Source organism: Alteromonas sp. a30, from assembly GCF_026788005.1.
Classification (GTDB): Bacteria; Pseudomonadota; Gammaproteobacteria; order Enterobacterales; family Alteromonadaceae; genus Paraneptunicella.
Genome location: NZ_JABEPE010000011.1, coordinates 68,179 through 86,344, shown reverse-complemented (window position 1 = coordinate 86,344; position 18,166 = coordinate 68,179). Strand labels below are relative to the sequence as shown.

Sequence of the window (18,166 nt, the reverse complement as noted above, 5' to 3'; positions counted from 1 at the left end):
GTTGTGCCTTAGTTAAACAAGAGGAACATTGCCGTGTTAGAAGCTTATCGTGCGCACGTAGAAGAGCGTGCTGCGCTAGGGATTCCAGCGAAACCCCTAAGTGCGGATCAGGTTGCAGATTTAGTTGAATTATTGAAAAACCCGCCTGCCGGTGAAGAGGACTTCTTACTAGAGTTGCTCTCTGAACGTGTGCCCCCTGGTGTGGATGAAGCGGCTTACGTTAAAGCCGGATTTTTGAGCGCTATTGTTAAGGGTGAAGCGACTTCTCCTGTGATTGGCAAAGAAGCCGCAGTAAAGTTACTTGGTAACATGCACGGTGGCTACAACATCTTAACCTTGGTTGAGTTGTTAGATGATGCCGATTTGGCTGAATTAGCGGCTACAGAATTGAAGCACACCTTGTTGATGTTCGATGCGTTCCATGACGTTGAAGATAAGATGAAAGCGGGCAACAGCCACGCTAAAGCGGTTATCGAATCTTGGGCAGAAGCTGAATGGTTCACTTCTCGTCCAGATATCCCTGAAAAAATCACAGTTTCTGTTTTCAAAGTAACAGGTGAAACTAACACGGACGATTTATCTCCCGCACCAGACGCATGGTCTCGTCCTGATATTCCCCTACATGCACGTGCCATGTACAAAATGACACGCGATGGACTAACGCCTGAAGCGCATGCTGAAGTGGGTCCTTTAGCGCAAATCGAAGAAGTTAAATCTAAAGGTTATCCAGTTGCTTTCGTCGGTGACGTTGTGGGTACTGGTTCTTCTCGTAAGTCTGCAACTAACTCAGTGCTTTGGTTCTTCGGTGAAGATTTACCTGGCGTGCCCAACAAGCGCGGCGGCGGTATTTGTATTGGTGGCAAAGTAGCGCCAATCTTCTTCAACACCATGGAAGATGCCGGTGCATTAGTATTTGAAGCTGATGTAGAAAAAATGAACATGGGCGATGTTATCGACATTTACCCATTAGAAGGCAAAATCACGAATGCTGAAACAGGTGACGTACTTGCTGAATATGAATACAAATCAAAAGTGATTTTGGATGAAGTCCGTGCTGGTGGTCGTATTAACTTGATTATTGGTCGTGGCTTAACAGACAGAGCGCGTACAGCATTGGGGTTAGAACCAACGGAGTTATTCCGTAAGCCAGTGCAGCCAGTTGATTCAGGCAAAGGTTTCTCATTAGCGCAGAAAATGGTTGGTAAAGCATGTGGTGTTGAAGGTATTCGCCCAGGCACATACTGCGAGCCAAAAATGACCACGGTAGGCTCTCAGGACACAACCGGTCCAATGACGCGCGATGAGTTGAAAGATTTGGCTTGTTTGGGCTTCTCTGCTGATTTAACCATGCAGTCTTTCTGTCATACGGCGGCGTATCCGAAGCCTGTTGATATTGATACACAGCACACTCTACCTGATTTCATCATGAACCGTGGTGGTGTATCACTTCGTCCGGGCGACGGTATCATCCATAGCTGGTTGAACCGCATGTTGTTGCCAGACACAGTCGGTACCGGCGGTGACTCACATACACGTTTCCCTCTTGGTATTTCCTTCCCTGCGGGTTCTGGTTTGGTTGCTTTCGCAGCCGCAACTGGCGTAATGCCGTTGGATATGCCTGAATCAGTATTGGTTCGCTTCAAAGGTGAAATGCAGCCGGGTATCACACTACGTGACCTTGTACACGCTATTCCTTTATACGCCATCAAAACCGGTTTATTAACCGTTGAGAAGAAAGGCAAGAAGAATGCGTTCTCTGGTCGTGTGCTAGAAATTGAAGGGTTGGAAAACCTAACCGTTGAGCAAGCGTTCGAACTTTCTGATGCGTCTGCTGAGCGTTCTGCGGCAGGTTGTACTATCAAGCTTTCCGAAGAATCCATTTCTGAATACCTGCGTTCAAACATCACTATGTTACGTTGGATGATTAACGAAGGTTACGGCGACCCACGTACATTAGAGCGTCGTGCGAAAAATATGGAAGCATGGTTAGCTAATCCTGAGTTGATGGAAGCGGATGCGGATGCAGAATACGCAGAAGTAATCGAAATTGACTTAAATGAAATCAAAGAACCAATTGTTTGTTGCCCGAACGACCCAGATGATGCGAAAACATTATCAGACGTTGCTGGCGATAAAGTAGACGAAGTCTTCATCGGTTCTTGTATGACTAACATCGGTCACTTCCGCGCTGCGGGTAAGTTGCTTGATCAAAACAAAGAGCCATTGAAAACACGCTTGTGGATGTCTCCACCAACGAAGATGGACAGAGCGCAATTAATGGAAGAAGGTTACTACAACATTTATGGCCGTGCTGGTGTGCGTACAGAAATGCCGGGATGTTCACTATGTATGGGTAACCAAGCGCGTGTAGCAGCAGGTACAACAGTGCTTTCTACTTCTACACGTAACTTCCCGAACCGTTTAGGTGATGGCGCGAACGTTTACTTAACGTCTGCTGAGCTAGCGTCTGTTGGTGCGATTCTAGGTAAGCTGCCTTCTGCGGCTGAATACATGGAATACGCTAACAAGATCAACTCAATGAGCGGTGAAGTGTTTAAATACTTGAACTTCGACCAAATGCCTGACTTTAAGAAGGCTGAGGAAGAAGCGCAGAAGAACATTATTCCTGCACTAAACGTTGAATAAATAATGTTTGCCATGGGGGAGCGTTAAAGTATCCCCCAACTGCATAAAATAAAAACCGGATGGCCTATTTATTTAGGCGTTCGGTTTTTTTGTTATACCGTTTTTTCGTTATAGGAGGGCGGTACAAAAATATAAAATTCTCAGCATGTATTTTGATATACTGTTGCCTGAGTTTTGGTCAAGGAAACGCGTCAACATCAACTCACCTAAAAACGGGAGGGGATGAGCAGCAAGTATTAGAAAAGTTGCCATCTTGAATCGTTGAACGCAGTTTGGAAGTTTTAGGAATAGAAATGAAGTACCTATCGTTATGTGTTGCCACCTTTTGCTTTGGTGCGGTTGCACAGGAAGCCACCTTTTATGAATCAGATCGCACGCTTAATCTAAAAAAGAAAGATGGAAGTTTGCAATCTTGGCAAGTGCCTGAAAATGGGACTATTACGTTAAACTACGTAGGTGATGGCAAGAAGCCCTTTGTCAAAACCTCTTCTGAGGAATCACCACAAAAAAAGCGCTACATTATACAACTGAAAGAGCCATCTCTTTCAGTGCTCAAGCGTCGAGCAAAATTACAAAGCCCGTCATCTCAGAATAACGTTAATGATGCGCGACAAAAGCAAATTCTTGCAGATGCCCTTTCTCGTCAACAGTCCGCCATAGCGCGTCAGCAGCAAGGTGTTTTAGCTGAAGCTAAAGCCAAAGGGATTCCATATTCACTACTTGGCACTAACCATCGTTTGGTGAATACCCTTGTTGTTGAAGCTTCTGAAGACAATATCGAAAAAATTAAGGCCATTTCCGGTGTAAAAGCGGTTTATGAAGACAGAAAAGTCCAAGCATTTTTGGATGAAAGTGTTCCCTCAATTGGCGCAAACCGAGTTTGGCGAATGAAAGATTCATCAGGAAGAAATATAACAGGCGAAGGTATTCGTGTTGCTATATTAGATACAGGTGTTGATTATACACATGCCGCTTTAGGAAGGTGCTTAGGTGTTAATTGTAAGGTTATGGGGGGGTATGATTTTGTATCAGATGATGATGACCCATACGATGAGAATGGGCACGGTACACATGTTGCGTCAATTGTAGCGTCTTCTTCTTGGGTATCGGGTGTTGCCCCTGATGCAAAAATATATGCATATAGGGTGCTGGATGAAAACGCTGATGGATTTGTTAGTACTATTATTCAGGGGATTGAAAGATCTGTAGATCCTGATCAAAACCCAGCAACTGATGATGCTGTTGATATTATTAATATGAGTCTTGGCGGAGGAGGCTCGTTCGATGATATTTTAAGCCAAGCATCCAATGAGGCGTTTTTAGAGGGCGTTTTAGTTGTTGCTGCGGCAGGTAATGATGGTGATTATGAATCAATCGGTTCTCCCGCAGCTGCCGAACATGTTCTAACGGTTGGTTCAGTAAATGATCTTGCAATTCCTTCTTCATTTAGTAGTAAAGGCTCTGCAAAAGGTACAAGCTATATTAAGCCAGAAATTTCAGCTCCAGGTGAGAATATCACTGCCGCTTCTCCACGCCATAATCTCAAAGAACTTTCGGGAACTAGTATGGCAAGTCCTCATGTAGCTGGGGCGGCCGCTTTATTAATGCAAGCTAAGCCAAAATTATCTGTTTTTGAAATTAAGTCGCAACTTATTAGTGGAGCGCTTGAGTTGCAATACGAGCCTTATGTTGTTGGCTCAGGTAGGCTGGATATAGCTCAAGCTGTTCAAAATAATATTATAGTGGATAAGCCAACGTTATTTTTAGGACAAGTCGAAGATACAGGGGATACATGGGTTGTAACTAAGCAAATTAGGTTAACCAATACCTCAGAAAGTAGCCAAACATTAACCCTTAATACGAGTTCTGTGCCATCTCACACTTCGGTTAGCTTTTCTGAATCGAGCGTCACTTTAGCTCCTGGTAAATCAAAAGCGATAAGTGTTGAAACCTCTGTGGACATTAGTCAATTAACTTATCGTCAAGTTGGTATTGGTGGGTGGTTTTTTAGCATTCAAATAGAGAATGATGACAACCGTTTAACAATACCTGTTGAGTATGAGTATAACGAAGTGCTTTCCTTGACTATCAGCTCAGCGGTTGATCATACGTGGATTTTGCATCCAGAAACGCTTGTGACTCTAGACTCTATACCCAAAGCTCCTACTAATTTTTACAATAGCAAAAAGCTATCAATTCCAAAGGTTCTTTTAGTTTCAGCTATCTCACCTTTTGGAGCTTCTATAGAAAATCGCTCGTATCCAGAGGGCATTGCCGAACCTTTTAAAGTCGGTTTTATTGTTAAGGAAGTTGATATACAAACACCGTCATCTATTTCTATAAGCCAAAATGATTTAACACGTCGCTTTTTGGTGAATAAAACAACTAGAGATGGTGCACCGTTTGATTTTTCTAGTGTCGTTGCGACCGATAGTAAAATCGAACTTCTTAAAAACGGGGGGAATTTAATTAGAGTGACCACTATTATGGTGTGTGAGACTTGCACTGGTCAGTATCAAACCGAGATATACACATCAGCCCTTCCAGAGGGAGCAGACCTCACTATTGTTGATAATTATATTGGTGATTACGATGCCAGTAATTATGACTTTTTTAGTTTCAACAGAGCTTACGATGACTTCTCTTCTTCACAAGAGGTTGAACTCGCACTTTCTGAAAATAAAGATACTTATTGGAATCATAAGGGGCTTCGAGGATATGGAACTGTACTTAAACTTGGCGACCGAGCATTTTCAGTTCCTACTGGTGTGGATGAAATTAATGTTTCTTACCATTTTGCGGGAGAGTTGAGTGAGGCGTCGCCGGGACCTTTAATTGAGTTTCATGATTCTAGTGATAACTCGATACACTCTACGGGACATTGGCAGCCTAATGCCGATGGAACCATTAGTAAAAGAGAAAACCAGCTACCGGGCACTCGAAAAGGCTATGAAGTGGTTCATACCATTGATAGCAACAAGGTATCTTTTGGTCAGTCATTAAGGTACTGGTCTGCTGATGCTGAAAAAATTACAAATTTTTTACGGTTAACACCATCGAATGCTTATATCTATGATTCTAGAGATGCTGGATTAGTAAAAGATAGTTTCAATAATAAATTTTATATATCAAAAGACTTTAGTGAAGTTTTTCTCTTTCGAAATGGAAAAAACCTTCCTCGTGCTTTAAGCTACTTCCAAGATGAAGGGGCTTTTCGCGTGTCAGCGTTTAATGACTCACATCGGATTCATATTCGATATCGACAGATTCCAGTTTATTATAACGATCTATTCAATGCATCTGTTGACTATGAAATTAATTCCCCTGGTAAATTTCCGGGTATTCAACATCTGGAAGTGACTCAATCTGGCGCTGTAAGTGAATCTATAAGTCGGATCGATAACCAATTAAAGCTCAATGTTAGTAATGGTGATAAAAGTACATTGGTATCTTTAGCTATTCGAAAATCAGGTAGATCACCGGAAGCATGGCGGACTATTTATCTCGGGTTAGGTGATGGTGAGCATACGACGACATTGCCTTTGGTTGCTGAAAAGTCTGATTTTACATTGAAAATTGAACTCACCAACAAAAATGGTAACCGTTTCATCAATACTATTCCTTATGCGCTTGTTATTGGTGCCAATGCAAATAATGACAACGATGTTGATTCTGATGGCATTCCAGATGCTCTAGACCGTGATATCGATAATGATGGTATTCCAAATTCCTCTGATCCGGATGAATATGATCCGCTTCCGCAAGTGGATACGGATGGTGACGGCGTTATTGATGCTAGGGAAAATGATGATGATAACGACACTATTCCCGATAGCTATGAACTAGCCAATGGACTTGACCCATTATCCGCAGCCGATGCGCATGGAGACGCCGACAATGATGGTTTAAGTAATCTTAGAGAATATAGGCTAGGAACGAGCCCTATAAACAGTGACACTGACTCCGATGGTACGTCCGATGGTGATGAAGTGGCGCTGGGGCGAGATCCATTAACGTACGATAAACCCGCCGCGGTGCAAGATTTTAACGGTGATGGATTCGCCGATATATTGTACCGAGACAACGAAAGCCATCAGTGGCAAGTTCAATTATTTGAAGGTGTTTCTGCGCCAATATCTGGGGATATCGATAGGTTATCTCTTGATCCAGCGTGGGAGTTTCAGGGGACTGGCTCCTTTGATGGCGATGGTGAAAGCGATATTTTGGTGCGTAATTCATTCTCAGGCGCGTGGTATGCGCATTTCATGAGTGGTGACACACGAACTGGTGGCGGGGATTTCCAAATCGACAATAATTTAGATGTAGAGACTCAGGCAGTTGCAGACTTTAACTTGGATGGCTACTCAGATTTATTGTTACGGAACCTAAAAACCGGAGATTGGAAAATAGCCTTAATTGGAGAGTATAACGTTCTCGAATATGTGGATTTACCGTTAATGACATGGCGTTTGAATTGGAGTGTAGTCACTGCCCAAGATATGGATATTGATGGCAATGTTGATGTGTTAATTCGTGATAACGACCTAGGGCTTTTCTATATTTACATGTTTAATGGCACGGAAATCGTTTATCGACGTTCGGTTGAAGGTATTTCTCCAGAGGGAATTAGCCCAATTCTTGCCGAAGAAGACGTGCTTGCTGTTGCCGATTTCGATGGCGATCATAAGCCGGATATTCTTGTGCGAAGTGAGTTAACAGAGAGTTATCGAATAGTGCTTATGGATGGGTATTTGCCATTGAGTGCATTCGAAGTAGATTTGCCGCATCCTTTCGACGAGCTTGAATTTATTGCTGTTGATGATTTTAGTGGTAACGGTATCGCCGATCTTATTTTGTCGAGAGATGTTGGAGAGTCTGAAGAAATGTATTTCTTACGTTTCGAAGATGGTGCGTCCATTAACATGGGGACAGTTTCCCACAACAAATTAAAAACGCAAAACGTTCAGCGGCTTCATTAAAGCCGAATCGCTTAAGCGTTGACATGTATTACAGTTAACGCAAGTATTGCTCAGCATGAAAAAACGGATTGCCTAAATAGGCAATCCGTTTTTATTTAAATAGCACACAAACTAAATACCTGTTCCAAACTATCAGTCACCTGTAGAGAATTAGGAGCAAACCCTCAGTCGCAGGGAAGCGGCTGTGGAGCCTACATGGAAGTATCCACGGCGAGTTTGCGATAAATCTCTATGGGTGACTGACAATTAAACACAGCTATTTAGCTTGCTTTGGAACGCATTGCGGTTGTTCGAACACACCGGAATCAAGCCAACCAGCCTCACAGTCTAGTTTTTACTCGTCTCAGGTTGAGTTATTGTGAGTCGATATTTAGCTGGCTGCGAGAGTTTTCTTTACGTCAAATGTATTAACTGCCAAAGCCGAAGTTATGCACAGTGCAAGATTGCGTGTTGCTATCTGAGTTAAACTGGGCCTTGTCACGATTAACAGTATTTGGGTGATCCCCAGTCATGCCAATGTGAATGTCTTGACGGCAGCTAGAGTCACCGTGGAACTTGTGTTCGATTGTATCTGGGTTGCTCTTATCAATGTTTTCAATAAAGTAGTTTACACTTGCTTGAGCTTCATGAGCTAAAACCGTACCAAGGTCTGACTCGGTGAAAAAGTCAACGGCATCACCAATACCACTAATGATTTTATCTGCAATGTTCTCAGCAAACTGACGGAAGAATCCATCATCTTGAGTAAGATAATAAATCCCTTTATCTAATGCACAGCGCCACGCCACGTTCCAATGGCTTTTGTGGTCGGGGTCAACGTTTTGTTGAAAATCTAATGTACCACCAACATAAATATCATCTAAATGTTTAACGACAACACCACTCGGTGCAGAAAGGTAATTCCCTTCGCTGTTTTTAGCGGTATATAAAACAGTTTGTTCGTTATAGCGCTTATTTTTATCGTCCGGATCGTTACCTGTGAATTGGAAATGATGAACAATTAATTCATGGATTGGAAATCCACCATGATTATAAATTCTAACGGTTCTGGATTCAGTAGACATAATATTTCCTTTTAATGTTAAAACGACCTTATATTTAGGAGCTTTTATTTCCATCTTTTTAATTCTTTAAGGGAATATAAAGACTGTTTAATTACAGGCTCCAATGAACATGGCTATTTTACGGTTAAATCCAATTGTAATTATGTAAATAAATGATCCTTTTTGTAGCTGCGTTTTTATTTTGTTAAGGAATAATTCTGCACTTTTTATTTTTATCTAACGGGTTAATTAATAGCTGGTTAACTATTAATTTATTATTTGCGATTTTTGAGCGATAAAGCGTTTAACATCATGAAATCGAGAAGGGTTGGTAAATGATGAGGTAAAAACAGTTCTTTTGTGCTCATTAGAGTTGAGTAATGATTGCGTGAACCTTTTCAAATTATGTTTTAAGCTTAAGCGGTTACTTTTTTAAAGGTTTAACTGCAAGGAGAAACCATGACCTTGCCTTTTAGTCGCTCAGCGTTAGTGCGACAACAAGTGGCTGCATTGGCATCACAGCAACGAAAAACGCTTCCCGAACTCGGGGAGTTGCGTCAGCTTGAACCTAAAACCGTGTCTTACAGGCAACGCATCTCTGTGTTAAATAAGCTTCGTAAGGTGCTTGATGCTGAGCTTCTTAATCTGTCTCAACCTGCTATTCACGATTTGATTAAATTGGCGCGTTATTTGTGCGACTGGCCGAGCTTAAAACGTTTACAGCCGGTTGTACCAACCATGCTGAATCCAAAAGAAGTGGCCTTATCAGAGCGACAAATGGGACGTTTTGATATTGCAATGACGCAAATAGAGCAAGAGTTGTTAAAGTTTCCCAGCAATAAAACCTTGCTTTACGCTCGTGAACAAGTGAAGCGGGATTGGGAGGCGATACCTTATTCGTTACAAGATTTACGAGCCGATAAGATTAATATTACGCCAATGATGTCGAATCATGTGGCGGATTTTGCTTGGCAATACAATGATAGTGATATTGCGAAACGTTGTAGCTTACCTAAATTTCCCAGTCCCAAACATTGGATGCATTGGCTAAACTTATGTTTGTTTGACTCAAATCGGCATTTATTCTCAGTGATGCATCAAGATTATGGTTTTATTGGCTCGGTGAGCTTGCAGGTGTATCAGGATATAGGATTCTTTTATTACTGGTTAGGGCCTGATTTTCAAGGTAAAGGGCTGGGGCCGAAGGCGGTCAAAATATTGATGCAGGTGGGGACAAAATACCACGCAATGAAACAGTGTTATGCCAAAGTATTCGACTACAATACGCCGTCGCACAAAGCCATTCAAAAATTAGGGTTCAGCCGGTTGCCATTTAGTGCGTTACCGCCTTCGGAAGCTGAAGTTTTCTATTATCGTGATTTTACAGGTAGTCACCAAACCTCGAATCAATTGCATCAGCAACTGAGTCAGCTACTACAACAATTACGATCAGATATACGCTTAAAGCCGCTTTTGGGATAATAAATGTGAAAATAGTTGTGTACGGTGCAGGTTCGATTGGGTGCTATTTAGGAGCAGTGTTACTCAGTCAGGGGATGGATGTTGTTTTGTTGGGGCGAGAGCGTCTGAAAAAGGTCATTCAGCAGCGAGAAGGAATTCGATTAACAGATTACCAAGAACGTGATGATTTTGTTGCCAATATTGCCTATAGCACCGACCCCACAACGCTGTCTCAAGCCGATGTCGTATTAGTAACGCTAAAATGTACGGCAATGGAACAAGCAGCTGAAGCGTTATCAAATTATGTACAAGACGGTTGTTTGATTGTGTGTTTACAAAACGGTATAGGCGCAGAGTTGCCGGTTAAACAAGCGGTACAACAAGCAGAAGTGGTATGCGGCATTGTTCCATTTAATGTGGTTCAGGGAGAACAGGCGCACTTTCATAGAGCGACGGAAGGAAGTGTGTATTTGCCACAACATCGTTCATTACACCCTATTCAAGACGCTTTTTCTCACTATGGCTTGGCGTGTGAATTACGCAGCGACATGAAAGCGGTTATTTGGGGGAAGCTCATGTTGAATTTAAATAATGCAATTAATGCGTTATCTGATTTGCCTTTGAAGCAAGAGTTATCGCAGCGAGGTTATCGAAAAGTGTTGGCGAAATGTCAGCAAGAGTTGCTGCAAGTGTGCCAACGTAAGGGCATTGAGTTAGCCCAACTTACTTCCGTTAAGCCTCATTGGTTGCCGAGAATATTGTTGTTGCCAGATTGGCTATTTCAAATTCTGGCGCAAAAAATGTTAGCAATAGACCCACAAGCACGCTCGTCCATGTGGGAGGATATTCAAGCTGGCCGAGAAACAGAGATTCAATTTCTAAATGGTGCGGTATCGAGCATCGCTGAGGAGGTTGGACTTTCTGCTCCTGTAAACAAAGTGGTGGCACAGCAACTACGTTTGTTGAGTGAAAATAGCATTTCGGCACCAATATCAGCCCGGGCGTTATTATCTCAGTTGTCACAGGTATAATTTGATCCGTATCAAACCTGCTTTGGAAAAATGCATAAGCCAGCCTGGTTGCTTAACCGTTTGGTTAGGTAATTTCTGTCTTTAAATCATATAGTTAAATTAATTTTCAATGTTTCCTCGCTGTTTTAATCAACAAAAAGTTTAATGTTCCCCATATCTAACATGATCTACTGTAGGGGGAAATCGAACCTAAATGCGCGTATGTAAGCGGATTTTTTGAGTCTGATAACTGAGTGATAAAGGCAATGAATCCTCCAAAATCCATAGAAAAACTCTGCGATTCAGTCAAAGCGAGTACAGTTAACTATGTATCTGCAAAAATGCAGTCTAAAGCCCCTCTTATTGCGGAAACGTTTTATCGAGAATTAATGAATAATGGTAATGCGGGCTTGTTTTTAAATCATGAGAAGGTAGAACTTCAACTTAAGTTATCTTTTACGCAGTGGGCAGAATTTGTTTTTAGTCCTCGAGCTGATTTATGTTCTAAAAGTTTCAATAACATGCATGCTCAAATTGGTGTGATTCACGCTCGTATCGGCGTGCCTGTGGGGTTGGTCGATTATGGGATGCAGGTGGTAAAAGACTATTGCTTTGAAATTTATTTAACACTTGCAGACAAAGCACACCTTGCCGAGGGAGTGGTGTACATCAATAAATTGTTGGATACCTGTTTGTCTGTGATTAATGCGCATTACCACACTAAACATGCCGATGATAAACGCAATGCACAAGCCTTTCGTCTAAAAGTGGCTACATCTGACTTATCGTTAGAGTGTGAAAAAATCAAGTCGGAATTAATTACCTGGAGCCGGAACATCATCACCCACATGGTGAGTGAGAATGTGATTGCCATTGAAAGTGAGGCTGACATTCGACACACAAATTGTGGATTATGGTTTGTTCATAAAGCAGGCTTGTATTTCCCAAACAGCAATGAATTATCCCGAATTCAATTTTTAATTGAAGAACTCAGTTTATTTATGCAGAACAAAGTGCGGCACCGAGTTGGCATGGAAAAAGATAAGCTGATTGAAGTTATTTTTTACATCAACAGAGTTGTGGCTGAAATTTGTTGGTTGCTTGACCAAATTGCTGATAAAAATACTCAAGAAAATCATTCGCGTGATCCCCTTACTCAATTGTTAAGTCGCCGCTTTGTTGATGGCATATTTAAGCGTGAAGTGAGTTTATGTCACGCGCAAAATGAGCGCTTTGGTTTGATGATGATAGACATCGACAACTTTAAACTGGTCAATGATACCTATGGTCATCAAGCGGGCGACAAAGTGTTAAGAGATGTGTCGAGTTGTATTTTGCAAAATGTACGACCCACTGATTTTTGTTTCCGCTATGGCGGAGAAGAGATTCTAGTATTGGTCAGTGCCGTAAACCGCCGTTCATTATTGCAAAAAGCAGAGCAGGTTCGTCTGGCGGTACAAAGTGTAGATTCTGTATTGGAAAATGGAGAGAGGCTTAACGTGACCGTTAGTATTGGGGTCGCCATGTATGATGGACATCCCGATTATCAGCGGACAATTTCAGAAGCGGATACAAATTTATACGCTGCAAAACGCACTGGGAAAAATAAAATAATCCTATCGACTAACTGCGCTGTTTAAACCAATCGGAATGTGCAAATTGTTGCAATTTGCTTTGGTGAGAATTTCCACATTAGGGTAAAGTTGACCACTTGAAATAGCGCTTCGTCTTGTTTCGAGCGCTGAATGATCTAAAGTTGATATGTTGACACTATTCCAAATGGAACCTCTGCAGTTATGAATGAAAATTTACTCAAAATTGGTGCGCCTTTTGTTGTTTTGGCGCTTGGGATTATTATTTCTATCGGATTAGTGAAAGCCAATGCGAAGGACAATGAGTTACAACAAGAGCTTCCTGCGCCACTTGTCTCAGTAGAGAAGGTGCAGCCTGAAAATTATCAAGTTAATATTGATTCGTGGGGAGAAGTTCAGCCAAAAGAACGCACAAACTTGTCGAGTTTTGTTAACGGCGAAATAGTGGCTGTACACGAGGACTTTTATGCAGGCGGCTTAGTTAAAGCGGGAGAAGTGCTGGTACGGGTTGATGAATCAGATTATCGAGCCGCTTTGATTGAAGCCGAATCTAGTTTGGCTGCTGCACAGTCTGAATTAGAACAAGAAATCGCATTAGGCGAAGTGGCAAAAGAAGAATGGGCAAGTGTCGCCAAAGAGAAAGTTTCTGCCTTAGCGTTGAGAAAACCGCAACTATTGAGCGCCAAAGCGCGTTTAAAGGCAGCAGAAGCTGCCTATACCAGAGCAAAACGTAATCTAGAACGTTGCCAGATAAAAGCCCCTTACGACGCCTTAATCGTATCCCGTAACGTGGGGATTGGTCAGGTCGTAAACTCAGGTACGGCGGTAGCAGAGTTATTTAGCATCGAAAACGCCGAAGTGGTGTTGCCCATTGCTGGGTTTGATGCCCCCTTTATTCCCAAAGATATTCAATCGGCACCCGCACGGTTAACCGTAGCGGATAAATCCCAGTTGTCACGTGACATCTATATTGATCGTGATTTGGGTGTGGTCAATCAAGCAACGCGTATGAGCAACTTGGTTGCAGTGATTGAGGACCCCTATGGATTGCGTAGCAATGTACCAGTGGTGAAATTTGGAAGTTATGTAAAAGTAACCGTTCCCGGCGTGACGCTTAATGGCGTGATTTCAGCCTCTCAAGAAGTGCTCGAAGATGATCATGTGTGGATTGTTGACGCTAACGATAAATTAGTTCAGAAGAAAGTGAGTATTCTGCGTGAAGAGAAAGGTTTAGTGTTAATTGGCAGTGGTTTAGAAGCTGGCGAACGCTTGGTCACACAAATTCCTGAATATCCGCAAGATGGCATGGTTGTGTCTATTTCTTCTGCGAGTACAGATAACGAGGTTAAATAGTCATGATTAGCTCTGAACGTGGCTTGATAGCCTATTTTGCGCGTAATCCTGTTGCGGCTAATTTAATGATGATGATCATCATTGTTATGGGCCTGCTGACTTACTTCAGTATTCAGCGACAAATGTTTGCGACCACAGAAATTAACTTCATTACCATCCGTGCGGTTTATCCGGGTGCTGCTCCACAGGAAATGGAAGAAAGCGTGATGGAGAAGATGGAGGAGTCGTTACAGGATGTGACCGGTATCGATAAAATGGTGACACGAATTGGTCGCGGTAGCGGTTCAATTAGCCTTGAAATTGACGTAGGTGAAGATCTCAGTGATGTGTTAGACCAAGTAAAACTCAGGATTGACAGTATCGCCACCTTTCCTGCGGATATGGAACCTCCCATTATTTACAAGCGTGAGTTTACCCAGCCTGTATTAGAAATTGTGTTAACCGGCCCGGATAACCCGCTGGTGTTAAAAGAATTCGGGAAAAAGATTGAAGATGAATTGCTTCAACTTAATGACGTTACGCTCGTTGACTTTGATTCTATGCCCGAAAATGAAATTGCTATTGAAATTGCGCCGGAAACCCTACGTAAATATGGTTTAACGTTGCAGGGCGTAACCAACACGATTCGCAATTATTCTAGTAATCGTTCCGCGGGGACTATTGAAACGCAATCAGGCGTGATTGCTATTCGTTCTGAGCAGCAAGCCTATAATCGTGATGATTTCTACTCTATTCCTGTAGTAACAGGAGCCGCTGGAGAGCAAGTGCTTCTTGGCGACATCGCCAATATTAAAGATGGTTTTGAGGAGCGTGTACACTATATGCGCTTCAACGGACAAGAGGCGACCATCATTGCTGTTCAAGCAACTTCAGAACAGTCTATGCCAGAAGTGTCGCAGTCAGTTCGTCGTTATCTTGAAGAAAAACGTAAAACTTTGCCAGCGCATTACCATATGGATGTGCTGGTGGATATGACCTACTACCTCAATGGTCGGCTCGATATGATGTTAAGCAACCTCGCTCAAGGCGCGGTGTTAGTGTTCATTATGTTAGCGCTGTTTTTACGATTGAAATTGGCATTATGGGTAATGGTGGGCTTGCCGCTAACCTTCCTTGGCGCAATTTGGTTGATGCCGATGGTTGGCGTTACCATTAACATCACTTCCTTATTTGCCTTCATTATGGTGCTGGGGATTGTGGTTGACGATGCCATCGTCATTGGCGAAAGCGCCTCGACGGAAATAGAAAAGCGAGGGCACAGTGTCGATAATGTGATACGCGGAGCAAAACGCGTAGCCGTGCCCGCTACTTTTGGCGTTCTCACCACTATTGCGGTATTTGCACCGTTTTTATTTTCCGAAGGCGTGGAATCTGGCGGTTTTATATCCATTGCTGGCGTGGTAACGCTGTGTTTAATCTTTAGTTTGATTGAATCAAAACTGATTTTGCCAGCGCATTTAGCGGAGTCGAAGTTTAAGCCTATCGATCCAAATGGCTGGAGACACCGTTTTAACCAGCGCTTCCATCATTTTGTGGATAACAAGTACGCCCCTTTTGTGGAAATGTGTGCCAAGTATCGTTATCTCACCTTGTCAACGTTTGTGGCGTTGCTCTTCATCACCTTCTCGCTCATGGGCGCTGGCATTGTGCGTTTTATTCCAATGCCAAGTATTCCTCATGACTTCCCCTCTATCACAATTGAAATGAACGAAAATGTCTCGGAACAAACCACGCTCAGTGCAATAAAGCAGATTGAGGGCATGATTAATCGTGTGGAACAAGAAAGCATAAAAGAAGTAGGTGAGCCGCTTGTGGCAAATGTCATGGCTTACGCGCAAAGCAGCACATCTGGGCGTATTGTTGTGCCATTAGTCGATGAAGAAGCTCGTCCTTACGACTCGTTTGAATTGGCGCGACGCTGGCGTGAACAATTTCCAACCATTGTTGGGCTGAAAAAAATCACCATTCAAGATGAGGTGATTGAAGCGGGTGAAGATGGTGAATTGAGCTATCGCATTTATGGTAAAGACTTAGAAGAATTGAATGAGGCTGGACGCTTGCTAATGCATAAGCTTGGACAAGTGGAAGGTTTATTTGATATTGGTTCAAGCATTGACATCGCTAACAAAGAGATTCAGTTGGAGTTGAAGCCTGTTGGGTATCAATTAGGGTTAACGCCTGATGCCGTCGCACGAGCCGTTGGCCTGAGTTTTTACGGGAGTGAAGTGCAGCGTGTTTTGCGTGAAGGTGACGAAATCAAAGTTATGGTGCGTTATCCAAGAGCCGTACGTGAGCAACTTTCCTCTTTGAAACAAACTCGTTTATATACGCCAGATGGCTCTGAAGTCATGTTGGGTGATGTTGCCGAGTTATATGAGAAGCCGGGGCTGAGCTACATTCGTCGGGACCAAGGTTATCGTACGGTCCGAGTGTATGCATCCATTGATGAAGCGGTTATTACGCCGGGACAAGTGGTACAAACGGTGAAAAAGGATATTATGCCAGAAGTGAAAAAAGCGCATCCTTCGGTGAAATCTGAACTGGGCGGTCAGGTACAAAAGCAGCGTGAACAACAACAAGAAATGTTGTATTTCGCAGTTGCGGGTTTATTGGCTGTATATTTCTTATTAGCCATTCCACTACGCAGCTATACACAGCCTTTCATTATCATGTCAGTTATCCCGTTTGGTTTAACCGGCGCGGTTTGGGGGCATTTCTTCTTTGGCTATGATCTCAGTATGATGTCCATTTTTGGTATTATCGCGGCAGCGGGGGTTGTGGTGAACGATAGTCTTGTACTCACAGACTTCGTTAACCAGTTACGGCGCGAAGGGCAAACAACGTTTGATGCCGTGGTGAATGCAGGTAAGGCACGTTTCAGGGCCATTTTGCTAACGTCATTAACCACTTTCTTTGGATTACTGCCCATCATGTTTGAGACCAGCCTACAAGCGAGGTTTGTGATTCCAATGGCTATTTCCTTAGCGTTTGCCGTTGCCTTTGCAACCTTGATTACACTTGTACTGGTTCCCTGTTTGTACATGATTTTAGATGATATAAAACAATCTTTCGGTAAACTAAGGGGCCAGAAGTCTACAACAATAAATGTTGAGGCACCCGCTAAGTAGTTACTGAGAAATTATGAGTCATACGTCAAATAGTGCTCTGCAATCCGTGCAATGTCAGGTGATTGCAGGGCATCAAATCGCATCAGGACGTGCTGCTGTAAATCCGTACCCGGCAGGCAGCATTGAACTGCAACTTCCTCACTTTAAAGAAAGAGGACTCGATTTATCCGATTGTTATCGAGGGACACTGAACTTATCGCTTAAACCTAAACGTTTTGAATGGATTAAGCCTGATCACACGTTTGAAAATGTGCAGTGGATAGAAGGATTTAATCCAGAAACATTTTGGTTTGCCACCTGTGTTTTACTTAGGGGGAACGTGATTTTTCCGGGTTGGATATACTATCCCCACCCTGATACAAAAACGCAGCACCATCATGACGATACCGTGTTGGAAGTGATTTGTAATCTGGTGCCAAATATTCAGTATGGCGATAACGTAAAGTTACTTTATAGCCCTGAAAAGTTGCGAATTTATGAGAGTGAATATGCGTAATCAAACGATTGCTTTTTTTAATATGCTACTCGTGCTTAGCACGTTGGTTTCCAGCGTTATTTCGACTTCGCTTTTTGCACAAACAGAGGCGTTGGTGTTTAAGCAGGCTGAAGTTGAGGTGGGAGGTAAAACGTTGGAGGTTGAGTTTGCTGATAATTGGGATTTGCGCGCACAGGGGTTGATGGGGCGCGAATCCATGTGTGATGACTGTGGCATGTTATTCGACTTTGAATATGCCAGACGGGTTTCCATGTGGATGAAAAACACGTTAATTCCATTGGATGTTGCGTTTATCACGCGTGCAGGCGTCATTACCGATATAAAGCAAATGAAACCGCTGGATTTAACGTCTGTCCCATCCAGTAAAAAAGTGCAATATGCGCTTGAAATGAATCAAGGTTGGTTTGGCAAACATGGCGTCAAAGAGGGTGATAAAATCAAGATCACTAAATAGGCAA

General features: G+C 42.8%; 10 protein-coding genes. 9 read left to right on the top strand and 1 reads right to left on the bottom strand.

Annotated elements, in window-relative coordinates; translation table 11 throughout:
• The first annotated feature begins 33 nt into the window (after positions 1 to 33).
• Positions 34 to 2,646, top strand: a complete 2,613-nt coding sequence (gene acnB, locus HJG39_RS12090; RefSeq protein ID WP_268409491.1) for a bifunctional aconitate hydratase 2/2-methylisocitrate dehydratase — start codon at positions 34 to 36, stop codon at positions 2,644 to 2,646.
• Between the two features lie 293 nt (positions 2,647 to 2,939).
• Positions 2,940 to 7,625, top strand: a complete 4,686-nt coding sequence (locus HJG39_RS12085; protein WP_268409490.1) for a S8 family serine peptidase — start codon at positions 2,940 to 2,942, stop codon at positions 7,623 to 7,625.
• 407 nt (positions 7,626 to 8,032) lie between these two features.
• Here HJG39_RS12085 and HJG39_RS12080 read toward each other — a convergent pair whose 3' ends face one another.
• The gene (locus HJG39_RS12080) at positions 8,033 to 8,689 is read right to left on the bottom strand and encodes a hypothetical protein (protein ID WP_268409489.1); all 657 of its coding nucleotides are present in this window, start codon (positions 8,687 to 8,689) and stop codon (positions 8,033 to 8,035) included.
• A gap of 438 nt (positions 8,690 to 9,127) precedes the next feature.
• On the opposite strand from HJG39_RS12080, the gene HJG39_RS12075 reads away from it, so the two are divergent.
• The 7 genes from HJG39_RS12075 (at position 9,128) to HJG39_RS12045 (ending at position 18,162) form a co-directional block, all read left to right on the top strand.
• Positions 9,128 to 10,150, top strand: coding sequence for a GNAT family N-acetyltransferase (locus tag HJG39_RS12075; protein WP_268409488.1), 1,023 nt, complete (start codon positions 9,128 to 9,130; stop codon positions 10,148 to 10,150).
• Positions 10,151 to 10,155: 5 nt separating this feature from the next.
• Positions 10,156 to 11,160 (top strand): 2-dehydropantoate 2-reductase, encoded by a 1,005-nt coding sequence (locus HJG39_RS12070; RefSeq protein WP_268409487.1) that lies wholly within the window; start codon positions 10,156 to 10,158, stop codon positions 11,158 to 11,160.
• 245 nt (positions 11,161 to 11,405) lie between these two features.
• Complete coding sequence (locus HJG39_RS12065; RefSeq protein WP_268409486.1) at positions 11,406 to 12,779, top strand: GGDEF domain-containing protein; 1,374 nt, start codon at positions 11,406 to 11,408, stop codon at positions 12,777 to 12,779.
• Positions 12,780 to 12,935: 156 nt separating this feature from the next.
• On the top strand, positions 12,936 to 14,084 hold the full coding sequence (locus HJG39_RS12060) for an efflux RND transporter periplasmic adaptor subunit (RefSeq protein ID WP_268409485.1): 1,149 nt from the start codon (positions 12,936 to 12,938) through the stop codon (positions 14,082 to 14,084).
• Between the two features lie 2 nt (positions 14,085 to 14,086).
• Positions 14,087 to 17,212 carry an efflux RND transporter permease subunit gene (locus tag HJG39_RS12055; RefSeq protein WP_268409484.1) on the top strand — a complete coding sequence of 1,042 codons (3,126 nt, stop codon included), beginning with the start codon at positions 14,087 to 14,089 and terminating at the stop codon, positions 17,210 to 17,212.
• A 13-nt stretch (positions 17,213 to 17,225) separates the two neighbouring features.
• Complete coding sequence (locus HJG39_RS12050) at positions 17,226 to 17,708, top strand: hypothetical protein (protein WP_268409483.1); 483 nt, start codon at positions 17,226 to 17,228, stop codon at positions 17,706 to 17,708.
• Complete coding sequence (locus HJG39_RS12045; RefSeq protein ID WP_268409482.1) at positions 17,701 to 18,162, top strand: DUF192 domain-containing protein; 462 nt, start codon at positions 17,701 to 17,703, stop codon at positions 18,160 to 18,162. The genes HJG39_RS12050 and HJG39_RS12045 overlap by 8 nt, the downstream gene beginning before the upstream one ends.
• Positions 18,163 to 18,166: the final 4 nt, after the last annotated feature.